This window comes from Bradyrhizobium pachyrhizi (assembly GCF_029714545.1).
In the GTDB taxonomy this organism is placed as follows: Bacteria; Pseudomonadota; Alphaproteobacteria; order Rhizobiales; family Xanthobacteraceae; genus Bradyrhizobium; species Bradyrhizobium pachyrhizi.
Map to the genome: position 1 here is coordinate 4,819,199 of NZ_CP121667.1, position 16,072 is coordinate 4,835,270.

Below are 16,072 nucleotides of genomic sequence, written 5' to 3' on the forward strand. Positions count from 1 at the left end.
GAATGACCGGGCGATTGCTAAGCCACCCGTCGCGCCGCGCCGACCTTGGTCAGCACGGTATCCAGGCAGTCGATGACAAGGGAAATCTCCTCCCGCGTCACGTTGAGCGCCGGCATGAAGCGTAGCGTGTCCGGCTGCGGCGAATTGATCAGCACGCCGGCCGCGAACGCCTCGGCAACCACGGCCGCGCCGATCGGCATCTTCAGGTCGAGCGCCAGCAGGAGGCCGCGGCCCCTGATCTCGCCGAGACCGTGCCGCGACGACAGCCGTTGCAATTCCCGCTCGAGCAAAAGGCCGGAATCGACGACCGATTTCAGAAAATCGGGCTTGCTGATCTGATCGAGCACGACAAGCCCCGCGGCACACATCAGCGGATTGCCGTTGAAGGTGCCGCCTTGATCGCCGTGATCGAAGCACGAGGCATGCTCGGTCGCGAGCAGGGCCGCGAGGGGCACGCCGCCGCCGATGCCCTTGCCGAGCGTCATGATGTCGGGCTCGATCCCGGCGTGCTGATAGCCGAACAGCTTTCCGGTCCGGCCGATGCCAGTCTGAATCTCGTCGACAATGAGCAGCAGGCCGCGCTGCTGGGTCAGCGCCCGCAACTCCTTCAGAAACTCATCCGTCGCTGGCCAGACGCCGGCCTCGCCCTGGATCGGCTCCAGCATGACCGCGACCGTCGACGACGAGATCAGCTTTCGCACCGACTCGATGTCGTTCAGCCTGGCCTTGCGGAAGCCCGGGACCTTCGGCTCGAACAGCGGCTCGAACGCCTTCTTGCCCGAGGCCGACATGGTCGCGAGCGTGCGGCCGTGGAAGCCGCCTTCGAAGGTGATGATCTCGTGCGCGCCGTTCTTGTACTTGGCGCCGAATTTCCGCGCGAGCTTGATCGCGCCTTCATTGGCCTCCGCGCCTGAGTTGGCGAAGAACACCTGGTCGAAGCAGCTGTTGTCGACCAGCAACTTCGCCAGTTTCAGGCTCTGCTCGTTGTAGAACGCCGGGCTTGGCGTCAGCAGCCGTCTCGCCTGCGCGGCCAGCGCGTCGGCAACGATGACCGGCGAGTGGCCGAGGGGATTGACGGCCCAGCCCTGCACGAAATCGAGATAGCGGTTGCGGTTGCTGTCCCACAAATACGAGCCGGCGCCGCGCACGAAGACGACCTCGGGGCGAGCGGTGATGTCCATCAGCGCATCGAACGGATGGGGTGCGTTGGTCATGTCGTTCTCCTCTGGGGTCGGTGTTGGGAAAGGGCGGGCCGAAAAACGAGAAGGCCGCGCTTTGGGGGCGCGGCCTTCTCGAAAACCTTGGCTGATTTATAGGATCAGCGATGGCGTCGGACACGGCGCAGCCCAGCATCGTCGCGGGTGCGACGACGGCAGATGGCGCGGCGGTGGGTCCGGTTCAGCTTCATGGCGCAGGCCCATACAGCCGAACGCCGGAACATGTCAAGCGTCAGAATCCGGCGACGCTGCCGTGCAGGTCGTATTGGTCGGAGCGCTCGATCTTGGCGGTGACGATCTCGCCTACCTTGAGCGGACGGCGGCTGGTGAGGTAGACGGCGCCGTCGATCTCCGGCGCATCGGCCTTTGACCGGCCCTTCGCCACCGTGGGGCCGATCTCGTCGATGATGACCTGCTGGCGGGTGCCGACCTTGCGCTTCAGGCGCCTCGCGGAGATCTTCTGCTGCCGCGCCATCAGCGCATTCCAACGCTCCTGCTTGACCTCGTCGGGCACGGCATTTCCGATCGCGTTCGACGCGGCGCCGGCAACCGGCTCGTATTTGAAGCAGCCGAGGCGATCGATTCCGGCTTCATCGAGCCAGTCGAGCAGATAGGCGAAGTCGGAATCGGTCTCGCCGGGGAAACCGACGATGAAGGTCGAGCGCAGCGTCAGCTCGGGGCACTGCTCGCGCCATTTCTGGATCCGCGCCAGCGTCTTTTCCTGCGCAGCCGGGCGCTTCATCGCGCGCAGCACGTCCGGGCTCGCATGCTGGAACGGGATGTCGAGATAGGGCAGCACCTTGCCCTCGGTCATCAGGCCGATGACCTCGTCGACATGCGGGTAGGGGTAGACATATTGCAGCCGCACCCAGGCGCCGAGCTCGCCAAGCTCCTTGGCGAGATCGAAGAATTTTGCGCGGACGCTGCGGTCCTGCCACGGGCTCTCGGCGTATTTCAGGTCGACGCCATAGGCCGAGGTGTCCTGCGAGATGACGAGCAACTCCTTGACGCCGGCCTTCACCAGCTTCTCGGCCTCGCGCAGCACGTCATTGGCCGGTCGCGACACCAGGTCGCCGCGCAGCTTCGGGATGATGCAGAAGCTGCAGCGGTTGTTGCAGCCCTCGGAAATCTTCAAATACGCGTAGTGCCGCGGCGTCAGCTTGACGCCCTGCGGCGGCACCAGGTCGATATGCGGGTTGTGCGCCGGCGGCAGCGCGCGGTGCACGGCGTCCAGCACGCTCTCATATTGCTGCGGCCCCGTGATCGAGAGCACGCCGGGATAGGCGCTCTCGATCTGCTCCGGCTCGGCGCCCATGCAGCCGGTGACGATGACCTTGCCGTTCTCGGCCATGGCCTCGCCGATCGCGGCGAGCGATTCCTGCTTGGCGCTGTCGAGAAAGCCGCAGGTGTTGACGATGACGATGTCGGCGCCGTCATGCTTGCGCGCCAGCTCATAGCCCTCCGCGCGCAGCCGCGTGATGATGCGCTCGGAATCGACCAGCGCCTTGGGGCACCCCAAGGACACAAAGCTCACTTTCGGCGCGGCGGCCTCTTGCATATCTCTGATCTGCCTGATGAATGGGCAGGAGCTAGTCCCAATTGCCGAGAATTACAACCCTTTCCCGGGGCTTCCGGCATGATATGGATGCATCTGCCGGGCCTTAAGAGTTGTCGATGAGCGCTGAATCGTCTCCCAAGATCGTCATAGTCGACGAGAGCCCGATCCGAGCGGCCATCCTGGAGGAGGGACTGCGGGAGGCCGGGTATACGGATGTCGTGCATATCAGCGAGATGCAGAGCCTGCTCTCGCGAATCTATGCGCTCGACCCCGATATCATCGTCATCGACCTCGAGAATCCCAGTCGCGACGTGCTGGAACAAATGTTCCAGGTGAGCCGCGCGGTCCGCCGGCCGATCGCGATGTTCGTCGACCAGAGCGACGCCGCCTCGATCCAGGCCTCGGTCGAGGCGGGCGTCTCCGCCTACATCGTCGATGGTCTCAAGAAGGAGCGGATGAAGCCGATCCTCGATCTGTGCGTCTCCCGCTTCAATGCCTTCGCCAAGTTGCAGGACGAGCTCGACCGCACCAAGCACGCGCTGGAGGAGCGCAAGGTGATCGATCGCGCCAAGGGCATCCTGATGAAGGTGAAGGGGCTGACCGAGGAGGAGGCCTACGTGCTGATGCGCTCGACCGCGATGCGCGAGAAAAAGAAGATCGGAGAGATCGCGCAATCGATCCTGACGGCGTCGGAGCTCCTGAAATGACCACACCATTGCGCATCGGGTTCATTCCGCTGGTCGACGCTGCCGCGCTGATCGTTGCCGTCGACAAGGGATTTGCCGCGTCCGAAGGCCTCGACGTCACGCTGGTGCGGGAAGTGTCGTGGTCGAACGTCCGCGACAAGCTCAATATCGGCCTGTTCGACGCCGCTCATCTGTTGGCGCCGGTGGCGATCGCCTCGAGCCTCGGGCTCGGTCACGTCAAGGTGCCGATCGCGGCGCCCTTCAACCTCGGGCTCAACGGCAATGCCATCACGGTATCGCCGGCGCTGCACGCCGCGCTGATGGAAGAGATCGACGGCGACCGCTTCGATCCGATGGCAACCGCACAGGCGCTCGCCCGCGTGGTGGCCAAGCGGCGGAAGAGCGGGGCAGAGCCGCTGACCTTCGGCATGACCTTCCCGTTCTCGACCCACAATTACCAGTTGCGGTTCTGGATGGCCGCCGGCGGCGTCGATCCCGATGAGGATGTCCAACTCGTGGTGCTGCCGCCGCCCTACATGGTCGACAGTCTCGCCAACGGCCATGTCGACGCGTTTTGCGTCGGCGCACCCTGGAATTCGATCGCGGTCGATCTCGGCATCGGCCACATCCTGCATTTCGTTTCCGACATCCTGCTCAGCGCGGTGGAAAAGGTATTGGCTCTGCGGCAGAGCTGGTCGGAGAAGCATCCCGACACCGTGGCGGCGCTGGTGCGTGCACATCTGCGCGCCGTGGAGTTCATCGAGCGGCCCGAGAACCGGTCCGAGGTCGCGGGCATCCTGGCGCAGCCCGAGCGGATTGGTGTCGATGCCAGCGTCATCCAGCGCACGCTCGATGGCCACCTGAAGATTTCGCCCGACGGCACCATGCGCGAGAGCAATCGCTATTTGCTGGTCGGGCGCGAGGCTGCGGCGCGGCCTGATCCGGGGCAGGCGGCCTGGCTCTATGCGCAGATGGTTCGCTGGGGCCAAACACCTTACCGGCCGGAGGCGCTGAAGACCGCCATGGCCGTGTTCAGGCCCGACCTCTACGACGCCGCATCAGGCCGCCCGGCCGGCGCCTCCAGCGCCATCGGGGCATTCGCCGGCCCGCCGTTCGACCCGGGCGACGTTCCGGGGCATCTGGCGGCGTTCAAGATCGGGCGCTGGAAGGCCTGAGCGCGACGCAGCGGCCGCTTCCGGCGGCACGTGCACGACCGGTGCGTCTTGTTGCTGGGACAAGGATGGGCAACAGGCGCGGCAGCGGCAGCGCCTCGACTATCCACCTCCGGCTACTTTGCATGGGGTTGTTTTCGAGATTTTCGATTATTGCGGGACTGGCGCGGGTTCGCGACGCCTCGAATTGCGGCGAATAGGATTCTCGGCCGAGCGCACGAGAAGGAATATTCCTCTCGGAACCGGGTTCCCGGAGGCGGCGGCATCGCTATTTTTGCCGCCCGCTTGAATCCGGGCGCGAACGATATTCCATATGCCTGACAATGGGGCGTTGGAGATCGACGATGCGCGAACTATCGGCGGAAGCCCGCCTGCATCATTACGCGCGACAAGTTTCGAGGAAGTCGGAGACCGGAATTCACACCGCGGCGCTCTACAGCGCCTTTGCGGTGATCGCGGCCATCGTGTTCGGCACGCTGTCCGTCCACCCGTTCTGAACCCTTCGGAAAATTCAAAAGCCGCCGTCTGATATCCTCAGGCGGCGGCTTTGTGTTGGCTGGATGCTGACGGCTCAGTAGCCGTAGCCCCGACCATATCCGTAGCCGTAGCCGCCACCGCAGGTGCTGCAGGTCGGCTGAACCGGCGCGTAGTAGGAATAGCCCGGCGAGACCATTTCGGTGCGCTCCTGCGTGGCGTATTGCGGCGCGATGCGCTCATAGGCGACGCCTTCGGGCGCGACCATCACCGTCTTCGGCACCATCACGGTGCGATACTGTGCCGGCGTGCGATGCGCGACGACGCGGCCCGGCGCCACCATGACGGTCTCCTGCACCGTGCGATACTGCGGCGGCACGCTCTGCACCTGATAGCAGGTCGTGCACGGCTGCGGCGGCGGCGTATAGCAGCTGTAGCAGCCGGCGGATGCCGCGCTGGTGAAGGCGGCGGTAGCAACCGCGGCGATTGTGAGGGAGAGGCTGGTGCGGAACATGCTTTCGTACCCAATTTCCTAAGAGGACAATCAAAGGCTCGGAAGCTGCACCTAGCAATCAAACGGCAAGTTTGGGTTTAAGAAGACTCTTAACGGAATCTAAAAGGGCCGGCGCGGCGGCCGGCCTTTTTCTGATCAATGCGTTCGCGGCTTAGTACGCGGTCTTGAACGGCGCAACGGTGATGCCCGCCTGTTTCAGCGCCTCGCGCAGGCCGCGCGCGATCTCGACGGCACCACGCGTGTCGCCGTGGATACAAACGGTATCGGTCTGCATCTTGATCACCTTGCCGGTGACCGAGACGACGGCTCCGTCCTGCACCATCCGCACCACACGATCGGCAATCGCCTTGGGATCGTGCAGCACCGCGCCGGGCTTCTTGCGCGACACCAGGTTGCCGTCGTCCTCATAGGCGCGGTCGGCGAACACCTCATGCGCCATCCGCAGATTTGCCGCTTCACCTGCGCGCACCAGCTTTGAGTTGGCGAGCACCACGAAGATGAGATTGGGGTCGACTGCCTTGATCGCATTGGCGATCGCTCGTGCAGTCATGTCGTCCTCGCAAGCGACGTTGGAAATCGCGCCATGCGCCTTCACATGGGTGACCTTGTGGCCGGCCGCGGTCGCGATCGCCTGCAAGGCGCCGATCTGGTAAGCGATCAGGTTCTCGATCTCCGAGGACGTCAGTCCCGGCATCGGGCGGCGGCCAAAGCCGTGCAGATCGCGATAGCCGGGATGGGCGCCGACGCTGACGCCACGCGCCTTCGCCAGCTCGACCGTCTTGCGCATGATGTCGGCGTCGCCGGCATGAAAGCCGCAGGCGACGTTGACCGAGGTCGCAAGCTCGATCATCGCGGCATCATTGCCCATTTCCCAGGGGCCAAAGCTTTCGCCGAGATCGCAATTGAGGTCGATGGTTGAGGTCATGACGATCGATCCGTCTGTTGTTCGTATGGATTCAGGGTAGCGCAACTTGCCAGGTCGACGCATCGACGGCGTTGACGGCCTGACCCGCGACATTCGCATCCCGCAGCGCTTCGATGTTGAGGCCAAAATCCTCAATCCCACGGAGGCGGTCGGGCAGGGAACGCAGCAGCTCGTGGAACTTGATCGCTTCGGCCTGCGCTTCTGCCATCGTCACCGCCTTGAAGCGGAACGGACGGCCGGCCGAGATCTGCGCGAAGCGGCCGAAATCGGCCGTGATCACGGTTGCGATCTTCGGATAGCCGCCGCTGGTGCCGCGGTCCGGCATCAGCACGATCGGCTGGCCGTTGCCGGGCACCTGGATGCTGCCGTTCACGGTGCCGTCGGAGACGATGTTGTGGCCGTCGAGATGCTTGATGGCGGGACCTTCGAGGCGATAGCCCATGCGGTCGCTGGTCGCCGAGATCTTCCACTCGCTGTCGACCAACAGTTTCTTGTTGTCCTCGGCGAACTCGTCGTCCTGCGGGCCGAACACGATGCGGATCGGCGCATCGGTCGCGGCCGGCAATTCGATGCGGCGTTCGGGCGCGCCGCTTGCAGCCTGCGTCGTCAACTCGTCGCCGCTTTGCAGCGGCCGCGGGTAGGGGCTGCCTAGCCCGGCGCGGGCGTTCACGGCGAGGCTGCCGAACGTCGGTTCGCCCTCGATGCCGTGCTCGATCGCGAGATAGCTGAACGAGCCGCCGCGCGCGAAGCCGAGAGTGAGCGTCTCACCTTCGGCGATCGTTGCCGAGCTGTCGAACGCGACCGGCCGGCCGCCGATATCGGCATTGCGCGACGCGCCGGCGAGCCCGACGCGCACCGCGCCGCCGCGTGCGGTGAAGCTGGCGCCGAACGGGCCGATTTCGACCGCGGCGGCGAACAGTTCGTTGCCGATCAGCGTGTTGGCGGCGGCCAGCGAAAGCCGGTCCATCGCGCCGCTCGGCGTCAGGCCGTAGCGCTGCGAGCCCGGACGTCCGCCGTCCTGCACCGAGCTTGCCGGGCCGATCGAGGTGACGACGAGCTTGCTCATGGCGTCACCAGTTCAGCGACGAACTCGCCGGCCTCGGCGGCGCGGTCCTGTTCGGCAAAGGTCTTGGCGTCGATCGCGGTGAAGGTGATGGCATCGCCCGGCTCCAGCAGGAAGGTCGGATCGCGATGCAACTGGTAGGTCCTCACTGGCGTGCGGCCGAGCAGGTGCCAGCCGCTCGGGCCGGCCAGGCACTGCACGCCGGTCTGGATGCCGCCGATCGAAATGGTGCCGGCCGGGGTCAGCAGCCGCGGATCCTTGCGCCGCGGCATGTGCAGGAAGCTCTCCAGCCCGCTGAGATAGGACCAGCCAGGCGTGAAGCCGATCATGGCGACCCGATAGTCGCCGGCGACATGGCGCGCCACGACCTCGTCCGGCGTGGTTTTGAGCGCCTTCGCGACATCCTCGAGATCGATGCCATGCTCGCCGCCATAGGTCACGGGAATCCGCCAGCGCCGCGTTCCGGTCTCGGTCGGCGGCGCCTTGGCCGCGCGTGCCAGTAGTTGCCCGCCGAGCGCATCGAAGCTGATCTGGACGGGTTCGTAATGCACCAGCAGCGACCGGTAGGTCGGCACGGTCTCGGTGATGCCGGCGATCGGCTCGGCAGCGATCACGCGGTCGAGCGCCAGCACCCGCCGGTTGGCGGCGTCATCGATGGTGCGGCTGAATTCCACCGTGATGGCGCTGTCGCCACTCGGCAAAAGGCGGGGAGGACTTAGGGGTTCGGCCATTGGGTCAAGCGCTGTCGTCAGCCATCAAGCTAGCGTGTTTCGAGATAAAACGGAATTCGCTTCGTGCAAAATGATGCAGCAACTTCAATAAATTAATCGGCATGCCGGCGATAAATTTGGATGATCGCAGCTTTTTCGCGCAGCCCTTGACGCAAGGCCTTTGCCCGGCAACATGCGCCGGTCTTTTCCTTCCATCGGAGCAAGCTTTCCAGATGTCACTGTCCGCCGAAGCGATCGCGACGTTGTCGCACGTGTCCACCGCCACCATCACCACCGTCCTGCTCAAGAAGGGCCTGCGCAACATCTGGATGCGCGGCACCAAGCCGCTGAGGCCGGGGCAGAAGCGGCTGGTCGGACCTGCCTTCACGCTGCGCTTCGTGCCGGCCCGTGAGGATCTGGCGACGCCGGAGTCCTGGTCGTCGCCGATCTCGACCCGCACCGCGATCGAGGCGATGCCGGCCGGCTGCATTGCCGTGGTCGATGCCATGGGCATCACCGATGCCGGCATTTTCGGCGACATCCTCTGCGCTCGCATGGTCAAGCGCGGGGTGACGGCGCTGATCACCGACGGCGTGGTGCGCGACGTCGAGGGCGTGCTCGGCACCGGCCTGCCGGTGTGGTGCGACGGCTACGCGGCTCCGCCGTCAGTCGCAGGCCTGACCTTCGTCGGCTGGGGCGAACCGATCGGCTGCGGCGGCGTTGCCGTATTCCCGAACGACGTGGTGGTGGCCGACCAGGACGGCGCGGTGCTGATCCCTCAGGCGTTCCTCGATCACGTGCTGGCCGAGGGGCCGGAGCAGGAACGGATGGAAGCCTGGATCGTCAACGAGGTGAACAATGGCGCCCAACTGCCCGGCTTGTATCCGATGAATGCCGAGACCAAGGCGCGCTACGCCGCCACCAAGAAATAACGTCAAGAAAGGGAGGTAACCCCATGGACATCCACGTTTCCGGCTCGCGGCCGACCCGCCGCGCGCCGAAGGAGAATTTTACCGGCACCGTGCTGCAGGACCCGATCAACATGGCGCCTGCGCCGGCGCGGCTCAACGCCTCGCGCGTGTCGTTCGAGCCCGGCGCACGCACCGCCTGGCACACCCATCCGCTCGGACAGACGCTGTACGTGATCTCGGGCATCGGGCGCGTGCAGGCCAAGGGCGGCCCGATCAGGGAGATTCGTCCCGGCGATGTCGTCTGGATTCCGCCGAACGAGAAGCACTGGCATGGGGCCTCGCCGGACAACAGCATGACCCACATCGCCATGCAGGAGGCGCTCGATGGCGTCTATTCGACCTGGATGGAGCACGTCACCGACGAGGAATACAACGGCAAGGTCGGCTGAAGCGTCGTAGCAGTTCAAAAGATGAAAGCCCCGCTCGTCAGGCGGGGCTTTTTCGTATGCCTAGCCCGGATGGAGACCGCAGCCCGGATGGAGCGAAGCGCAATCCGGGGCGGTCTCTCCTGCGGTAACAATCCCGGATTTCGCGGAGCCTGTCATCGGGCGCGCATTCGCGCGACCCGTTGGCTTCATCCGGGCTACGATCCAAGCGTAATCAATTCACCCGCGTCCAGGTCTGGCCGCCGCAGAACATGCCGCCGAACGCACAGCCCTGGACGCGTAGCGTGTCGGGGCTCTTCATCGCGATGGTGGAATCGTAGGTGCTGCCGCTGTTCGGATCGAAGATGCGGCCGCTCCATTTATCCTTGCCCGGCTTCATGTTGATCAGAACCTGCTCGCCGTTGGCGTTCGATTTCTTGTCGACGGCGTAGCCGCAGAGATTGGCACCGCATTGCTCAATGCGGATTTTGCCTTCCTTCTCTTCGGTGATCCAGACGCCAAGCGGCGAGTTCGCTGCTTGCACGGGATTGGCGAGCGGCTTGGGCGCTGGAGCGCTCGGCGAGGCGGCACCGACGGTTGGAGCGGTGGTGGGCTTTGCAGCAGGCGCGGCATTTTGCTGGACGGCTGGCGGCGCGGGCGGCGGCGGTGTGGTCGCGGCTGTAGCTGAAGGCGGCGTGGCCGCAACACCCGTGCTGGCCGGATCCGTCGTGGTTGCGGCAGGCGCCGGCGGGACGGCGGCCTGATCGAGGGCTGGCGGAGCAGCCGCTGCGGGCGCGCCGGACGGCGCGGCCTGGGAATCCGTCTTAGCGTCCGTGTTGGCTTCCTTCGGAGCCTTGCGCTTCTGCTCGGTGTCCTCGCGTTTGGCGCGCTTGGTGCCGCGGGGAGTATTGTCGTAGACGCCGGGGATCGAAACCGTGCCGCGATCGGGATCGATGCGAATGGTGCGGCCGCCGTAATCGAATGTGTACTGCGCCTGCGCTGCGGCCGTGCTCGCCAGCACGAGCGTGGCGATCGCCAGTAGCTTTCTCATCTCGACCTCCGGTGCAGGGAACCCCGTTCGCAAGGCTATCCGGTGCCCACCTCGTTGAACGTGTCCCAGATCACGGTCAGAACATGAGTCGTATCCTTGCGGCTTAGGTTCAAATCTCTGGATTACGGTCTGGTTTCAGGCCGTGCGCTTCAAATGATGAGCGTGACGCGGGCTATTCGAACCACGCGGCGTAGATCTTCGCGTAGCCGCCATCTTCGCGTGCGATGTGAAGCCATTGGTCGACGAACGCCTTCAAGGCGACGTCGCGCTGCATCCAGTAGGCCTTTTCCGCGAAGTCGAACGGCTTGTCGGGATGAACGGCGCACAGCACGCCGGGATGCAGCTTCTGCTGATAGCGCGTCTCGGATGCATCGGTCATCATCAGGTCGGCATCGCCCTTGGCAATCTCGTCGAAGATTTTGGTGTTGTCGTTGAAGACCCGGATCTCGGCGGTTTTCACATGGGCGCGCGCGAAGCGCTCATTGGTGCCGCCGGGATTGACGATCACGCGGGTGCCCGGTTTGTCGATCTCGGCGATCGTCTCAAACTTGCCCTTGTCGGCACAGCGCGCGATCGGCGTCTTGCCCTCGCGCATGATCGGCGTCGAGAACAGACCCTTCTTCTGCCGATCGAAGGTGATGGAGACGCCGCCCATCGCGATGTCGAAATCGTCGGCCTCGAAATCCCTGGTCATCTGCGGCCACGACGTCGGCACGAACTCGACCTTGACGCCGAGCGCCTTGCCGAGTGACTGCGCCATGTCGACATCGAAGCCGCGGAAGGTCTTGGTCTCCTTGTCGAGATAGGTGAAGGGCAAATAGTCGCCGGTCATGCCGACCCGCAGGATGCCGCGCTTGACGATCTCATCCAGCCGGGACGGCGCCTGCTGCGCGTGCGCGGTGGACAGGAGCAAGGCGAAGGCGAGGCCGACCAGCGCGCGAAACATCGAGGTCTACTCCATCCGCATTTGATTGCGATGCCCGAAGGGCACGTATCGCGTCTCAGGCCTCGTTGCTGTCCTTTGCCTGAACGACGCTCGCAGTGCGGCTGAGCATCTCGTGCTTGAAATGCTCGAAGCGCCGCCGCGCTTCGGCCTCGCGATCGTCGACGAATTTGATCGCGGCGTCCCGCTCCATCGGGCCGTTGACGAGTGGGGTCGATGCGTCACCGACGGTCTCGTCGACATAATATTGGGCGCCGTCCTGGCGTACCGTCCAGCGGAAGCGCAGCGCGGCCATCGGGCCTGGGCCGGACCTGGAATAGCCATGGGCCTCGATCGGTTGGGGCGGCGGCTGGATCGGCTCCGGCTCCGCTTCCGGTTCGCTTGGCTCCGGTTCACTTGCCTCAGCTTTACTTGGCTCAGGCTGTTCGACCGGTTCGGGCTGCTCGATCGGAGGCGGCTCGACCGCCGACGGCTCGGCGGGCGCGGCCTCGACGGACACGGTCGTGATGGACACGGTCTCGACTGATACGACTTCGACTGACGACGGAAGGGGCGGCGGCATCGCGATGGAGACCGGAGGCTCCTTGGCAGGCTCGGCTTCCTTATCCGCCGTCTTGTCAGACGATTTGGCCTTCTCGGGAGGTGTCGTCGTCTGATCGAGAATGCTCGCGATTGCAGCGAGCGCATTGTCGGTCGGGTCACTCACGGTTCGGTCTCCCAGGCTCGGCGTTGGCGGAATCGCGCCGACGCCATTCCTATCTACCTGATGTGACTGGCCTTTGTCAGCCCGGGCGCTTCGGTGGGGCCTACGCGCAAATCGGCGGACGCCGGTCCTTCCAGGGGCGGACCTGTTCGAGCTGGCCGGCCAGGCGGAACAGCAGTCCTTCCTCGCCGAGCTTGGCCGCGAACATCATGCCGAGCGGCAGACCGGCCTTGTTCCAGGCCAGCGGCACCGACATCGCCGGCTGTCCGGACATGTTGAACATCGAGGTGCCCGGCATGTAGCGGCGCAGCACCGGCGCGATGTGGCCGAGGTCCTCGGACATCGTGTTCAGCTCGCCGAGGCGGAGCGGCGGCGCGCACAGCGCCGGGCTGAGGAAGATGTCGCAACCTTCGAAGAAGGTCGCAAGCGCGCGCGAGATCTGGAACGCTGCAAGCTGCGCGGCCACGTAGTCGGCCGGGTTCATCTTGGTCGCATTCTGGGCGCTGGCGAGCGTGAGCCGCTCGACATCGTCCGACGTCAGGGTGCGCCCGACGCGCTGCTCGAGCAGACGGATGGTCAGCGCCGTGTTGCCGCCGACGATGGTCGTCATGACCGCGGCGGGATCGGCCGCCAGCGGCGGCGCACGCTCCTCGACATGATGGCCGAGCCCCGCCAGCAGCTTGGCTATGTCGCGCACCGCCGCGGCGATCTCGGGATCGATGGCATCGCCGTAGGGCGACTTGTCGGTGAAGCTGATGCGCAAATGGCCGGGATCGCGGCCGACTTCCTGCGAGAACGGTCGCTCCGGCGGCGGCGCGACATAGAGGCTCGACGGCTCCGGGCCGTGGATCGCATCCATCATGACCGCGCTGTCGCGGACGCTGATGCTGAGCACGTGGCCGACCGAGAAGCCGCCCCAGCCTTCGCCGCGATCGGGCCCGCAGGGGTTGCGGGCACGCGTCGGCTTCATGCCGAACACCCCGGACGCGGAGGCGGGGATCCGGATCGACCCGCCGCCGTCGCTGGCATGCGCGACGGGCAGGATGCGGGCCGCGACCGCGGCCCCGGCGCCGCCGGACGAGCCGCCGGAGGAATGGTCGAGATTCCAGGGATTGCGGGTCGGGCCGAACAGGCGGGATTCGGTCGTCGGCATCAGGCCGAATTCTGGGCTCGAGCTCTTGCCGAAGATCGCAAGCCCGGCGTCGAGGAAGCGCTGGGCCAGCGTGCCGTTGTGATCGGCGACGAAGTCCTTCAGCAGGCTGGCACCCGACGTGGTGCGTGTGCCCTCGAGCAGATCGAGGTCCTTGAGCAGGAACGGCACGCCGGTGAAGGGACCGTCAGGCAGCCCCTTGGCGATCTGGCGCTCGGCGTAGTCGTAGTGCTTGACGACCACTGCGTTGATCTTGGGATCGACGGCGGCAGTGCGCGCGATCGCTTCGTCGAGCAGCTCCTTCGGCGTCACGTCCTTGTTGCGGACGAGTTCGGCGAGACCGACCGCATCGTAGTTGCCGAATTCCTTGAAGGCCATGTGGGTACTCCGCATCGCCGGGCCGATCTTTTCGGATCGGCCGCGGCGCAAACGAGGAAGGCTGAAAGCTCAGCCGAGGACGTCCTGGTTGATCACGTTCTGGCGCAGCGGATTGCCATCCAGCACGCTCAGGATATTGCGTGCGGTCTGCTCGCTCATGCGATCGACGGCCTCGACCGTGACGCCGGCGACATGCGGCGCCATGATCACGTTGGGCAAAGCGTGCAGGGGCTGGCCGACCGGCGGCGGCTCGAGCTCGAACACGTCGAGGCCGGCGCCGGCGAGCTTGCCTGACACCAGCGCGTCGTGCAGCGCCTTCTCGTCGACGATGCCGCCGCGGGCAGTGTTGATGAGATAGGCGGTCGGCTTCATCAGCCTGATCCGCGCGGCGTTGAACAGCCCGACCGTTTCGGGATTCTTCGGGCAATGGATCGTGACGAAATCCGCCCGCGGCAGCGCCGCTTCGAGGCTCGGCACGGCCTCGCAGCCTGCTGCGGTAATCTCGCTGGCGGGCTTGTAGGGATCGTAGACCAGCACGTTCATTTCCATGGCGAGGCAGCGCTTGGCGGTGCGGGAGCCGATGCGGCCGAAGCCAACGATCAGCACGGTCTTGCCGTAGAGGTCGAACGGAAGCACGCCGAGCCGGCTCGCCCAGGTGCCGTCCTTGACCATCGTGTGCATTTCCTGCGCGCGCTTGGCCAGAGTCAGCATCATGAACAAGGCTTGTTCGGCGACCGACGGCGAGTTCGCGGTGCCTGCGACCATCAGCGGCACCTTGCGGCGCGACAGCGCCGGAACGTCGACGGCGTCATAGCCGACACCGATCCGGGTCACCACCATCATGCCCTTGGACGCCTCCAGCTCCGCCTCGCCGAAGCGGGTTGCGCCGAGCGCCACGCCATGGACCGGCGCATGCTGCTCGAGCATGGTCTGAAAGTCCTTGGCGGAGATCAGGTTGGGAAATTCGATGAGTTCTACGTCGTCCCGCTCCTTGAGGAGCACCCGTGCCCCCGGAGACAGAGTCTGGGTGATGAAGATCTTCTTCTTGTTGGTGGCCATTTCCTGCCCTTGAGGTTTCTTGTGCGCCGTCAAAGGACGGCGCCGGTCACCTCGTTTAGCAAATGCATATTGTTGAGGTCCACAGCCAATCGGAGCGGGGTGCCATCCTGCGCGCCGGCATTGGGATTGACCCGGCCGCAGACCTGGGTGCCCTCGAGCGTGAAATAGACCAGAGTCTCCATCCCCATCGGCTCGGTGACGTCGAGCATGGCGTCGAACGGCTCGACGCCCGGATCGGCATGCGGCCGCGCCTCCATGACGTGCTCGGGCCGGATGCCCAGCAACAGCTTGTCGGTGCGGGAGAGAGCCTGGTAGCGGGCGGCGCGTGCCGGCGGCAGCGCGAAGGTGAGGCGATCGGTCAGTCGCACGTTGAGCTTTCCGCCGGTGTCCTCGAGCCGACAGGGCACGAAATTCATCGCGGGCGAGCCGATGAAGCTGGCGACGAACCGGGTCGCCGGCTTGTGGTAGAGCTCGTTGGGCGTGCCGATCTGCTCGATCCTGCCGTGATTCATCACCACGACGCGGTCGGCGAGCGTCATCGCCTCGACCTGGTCGTGGGTGACGTAGACCGTCGTGGTGCGGACCTTCTGATGCACCTTCTTGATCTCGATCCGCATCTGCACGCGCAGCTTGGCGTCGAGGTTGGAGAGCGGCTCGTCGAACAGGAACACCTTCGGATTGCGCACGATCGCCCGTCCCATCGCGACGCGCTGGCGCTGGCCGCCGGAGAGCTGCTTCGGCTTGCGGTCGATCAGGTCGGTGATGTCGAGCATGCGGGCGGCCTCGGTGACCCGGCTCTTGATCTCGGCCTTGGGATAGTGCTTCAGCCGCAGACCGAACGACATGTTCTCGGCAACGGTCATGTGCGGATAGAGCGCATAGTTCTGGAACACCATCGCGATGTCGCGGTCCTTCGGCGGCACGTCGTTGACGACGTCGCCGCCGATCATGATGTCGCCGTCGGAAATGTCCTCGAGGCCGGCGATCATCCGCAGCGTCGTCGACTTGCCGCAGCCGCTCGGCCCGACCAGCACCACGAACTCATGGTCGGCGATATCAAGGTCGATGCCGCGCACCGCCTCGACCTCATCGTAACGCTTCACAACCTTCCGCAAACTGACATCAGCCATAAG

17 protein-coding genes are annotated in these 16,072 nt (G+C 65.2%); 5 read left to right on the forward strand and 12 right to left on the reverse strand.

What is annotated here, in order from left to right; all coding sequences use genetic code 11:
* Positions 1-17: 17 nt before the first annotated feature.
* Both QA639_RS22615 and rimO read right to left on the reverse strand, forming a co-directional pair.
* The gene (locus QA639_RS22615; RefSeq protein WP_283087445.1) at positions 18-1,214 is read right to left on the reverse strand and encodes an acetylornithine transaminase; all 1,197 of its coding nucleotides are present in this window, start codon (positions 1,212-1,214) and stop codon (positions 18-20) included.
* Positions 1,215-1,449: 235 nt separating this feature from the next.
* The gene (rimO, locus tag QA639_RS22620) at positions 1,450-2,775 is read right to left on the reverse strand and encodes a 30S ribosomal protein S12 methylthiotransferase RimO (protein ID WP_157347738.1); all 1,326 of its coding nucleotides are present in this window, start codon (positions 2,773-2,775) and stop codon (positions 1,450-1,452) included.
* Positions 2,776-2,891: 116 nt separating this feature from the next.
* Between rimO and QA639_RS22625 the strand changes: the two genes are divergently transcribed.
* From QA639_RS22625 to QA639_RS22635, 3 genes are all read left to right on the forward strand, one after another.
* Positions 2,892-3,482, forward strand: a complete 591-nt coding sequence (locus QA639_RS22625) for an ANTAR domain-containing response regulator (protein WP_074130515.1) — start codon at positions 2,892-2,894, stop codon at positions 3,480-3,482.
* Positions 3,479-4,636 (forward strand): CmpA/NrtA family ABC transporter substrate-binding protein, encoded by a 1,158-nt coding sequence (locus tag QA639_RS22630; protein ID WP_157347737.1) that lies wholly within the window; start codon positions 3,479-3,481, stop codon positions 4,634-4,636. The genes QA639_RS22625 and QA639_RS22630 overlap by 4 nt, the downstream gene beginning before the upstream one ends.
* A 341-nt stretch (positions 4,637-4,977) precedes the next feature.
* Positions 4,978-5,130 (forward strand): hypothetical protein, encoded by a 153-nt coding sequence (locus QA639_RS22635; RefSeq protein WP_176531301.1) that lies wholly within the window; start codon positions 4,978-4,980, stop codon positions 5,128-5,130.
* Between the two features lie 74 nt (positions 5,131-5,204).
* Here the strand turns inward: QA639_RS22635 and QA639_RS22640 are convergent, their stop codons facing one another.
* From QA639_RS22640 to pxpB, 4 genes are all read right to left on the reverse strand, one after another.
* The gene (locus tag QA639_RS22640) at positions 5,205-5,621 is read right to left on the reverse strand and encodes a hypothetical protein (protein ID WP_050384702.1); all 417 of its coding nucleotides are present in this window, start codon (positions 5,619-5,621) and stop codon (positions 5,205-5,207) included.
* A 151-nt stretch (positions 5,622-5,772) separates the two neighbouring features.
* The gene (locus QA639_RS22645; protein WP_028332035.1) at positions 5,773-6,546 is read right to left on the reverse strand and encodes a LamB/YcsF family protein; all 774 of its coding nucleotides are present in this window, start codon (positions 6,544-6,546) and stop codon (positions 5,773-5,775) included.
* Positions 6,547-6,577: 31 nt separating this feature from the next.
* Complete coding sequence (locus tag QA639_RS22650; RefSeq protein ID WP_157347735.1) at positions 6,578-7,612, reverse strand: 5-oxoprolinase subunit C family protein; 1,035 nt, start codon at positions 7,610-7,612, stop codon at positions 6,578-6,580.
* The gene (gene pxpB, locus QA639_RS22655; RefSeq protein WP_283087446.1) at positions 7,609-8,340 is read right to left on the reverse strand and encodes a 5-oxoprolinase subunit PxpB; all 732 of its coding nucleotides are present in this window, start codon (positions 8,338-8,340) and stop codon (positions 7,609-7,611) included. The genes QA639_RS22650 and pxpB overlap by 4 nt, the downstream gene beginning before the upstream one ends.
* Positions 8,341-8,552: 212 nt before the next feature.
* Here pxpB and QA639_RS22660 point away from each other — a divergent pair, with 212 nt between their 5' ends.
* Together QA639_RS22660 and QA639_RS22665 are read left to right on the forward strand one after the other, a co-directional pair.
* On the forward strand, positions 8,553-9,251 hold the full coding sequence (locus QA639_RS22660) for a ribonuclease activity regulator RraA (RefSeq protein ID WP_283087447.1): 699 nt from the start codon (positions 8,553-8,555) through the stop codon (positions 9,249-9,251).
* Positions 9,252-9,274: 23 nt separating this feature from the next.
* Entirely contained in the window at positions 9,275-9,679 is a 405-nt protein-coding gene (locus QA639_RS22665; RefSeq protein ID WP_016847553.1) for a (R)-mandelonitrile lyase, read from the forward strand.
* A 211-nt stretch (positions 9,680-9,890) separates the two neighbouring features.
* Here QA639_RS22665 and QA639_RS22670 read toward each other — a convergent pair whose 3' ends face one another.
* From QA639_RS22670 to QA639_RS22695, 6 genes are all read right to left on the reverse strand, one after another.
* Positions 9,891-10,706, reverse strand: a complete 816-nt coding sequence (locus QA639_RS22670) for a DUF2147 domain-containing protein (protein ID WP_050384698.1) — start codon at positions 10,704-10,706, stop codon at positions 9,891-9,893.
* Between the two features lie 172 nt (positions 10,707-10,878).
* A complete protein-coding gene (locus tag QA639_RS22675; RefSeq protein WP_283087448.1) occupies positions 10,879-11,652 on the reverse strand; it encodes a transporter substrate-binding domain-containing protein in 774 nt (257 codons plus the stop codon).
* A gap of 55 nt (positions 11,653-11,707) precedes the next feature.
* Positions 11,708-12,355, reverse strand: a complete 648-nt coding sequence (locus QA639_RS22680; RefSeq protein ID WP_283087449.1) for a hypothetical protein — start codon at positions 12,353-12,355, stop codon at positions 11,708-11,710.
* A 100-nt stretch (positions 12,356-12,455) separates the two neighbouring features.
* Positions 12,456-13,880 (reverse strand): amidase, encoded by a 1,425-nt coding sequence (locus QA639_RS22685; RefSeq protein WP_283087450.1) that lies wholly within the window; start codon positions 13,878-13,880, stop codon positions 12,456-12,458.
* 69 nt (positions 13,881-13,949) lie between these two features.
* Positions 13,950-14,939 (reverse strand): hydroxyacid dehydrogenase, encoded by a 990-nt coding sequence (locus QA639_RS22690; RefSeq protein ID WP_050384695.1) that lies wholly within the window; start codon positions 14,937-14,939, stop codon positions 13,950-13,952.
* Between the two features lie 29 nt (positions 14,940-14,968).
* Positions 14,969-16,069, reverse strand: a complete 1,101-nt coding sequence (locus tag QA639_RS22695; protein WP_028332027.1) for an ABC transporter ATP-binding protein — start codon at positions 16,067-16,069, stop codon at positions 14,969-14,971.
* Between the last annotated feature and the right edge of the window lie 3 nt (positions 16,070-16,072).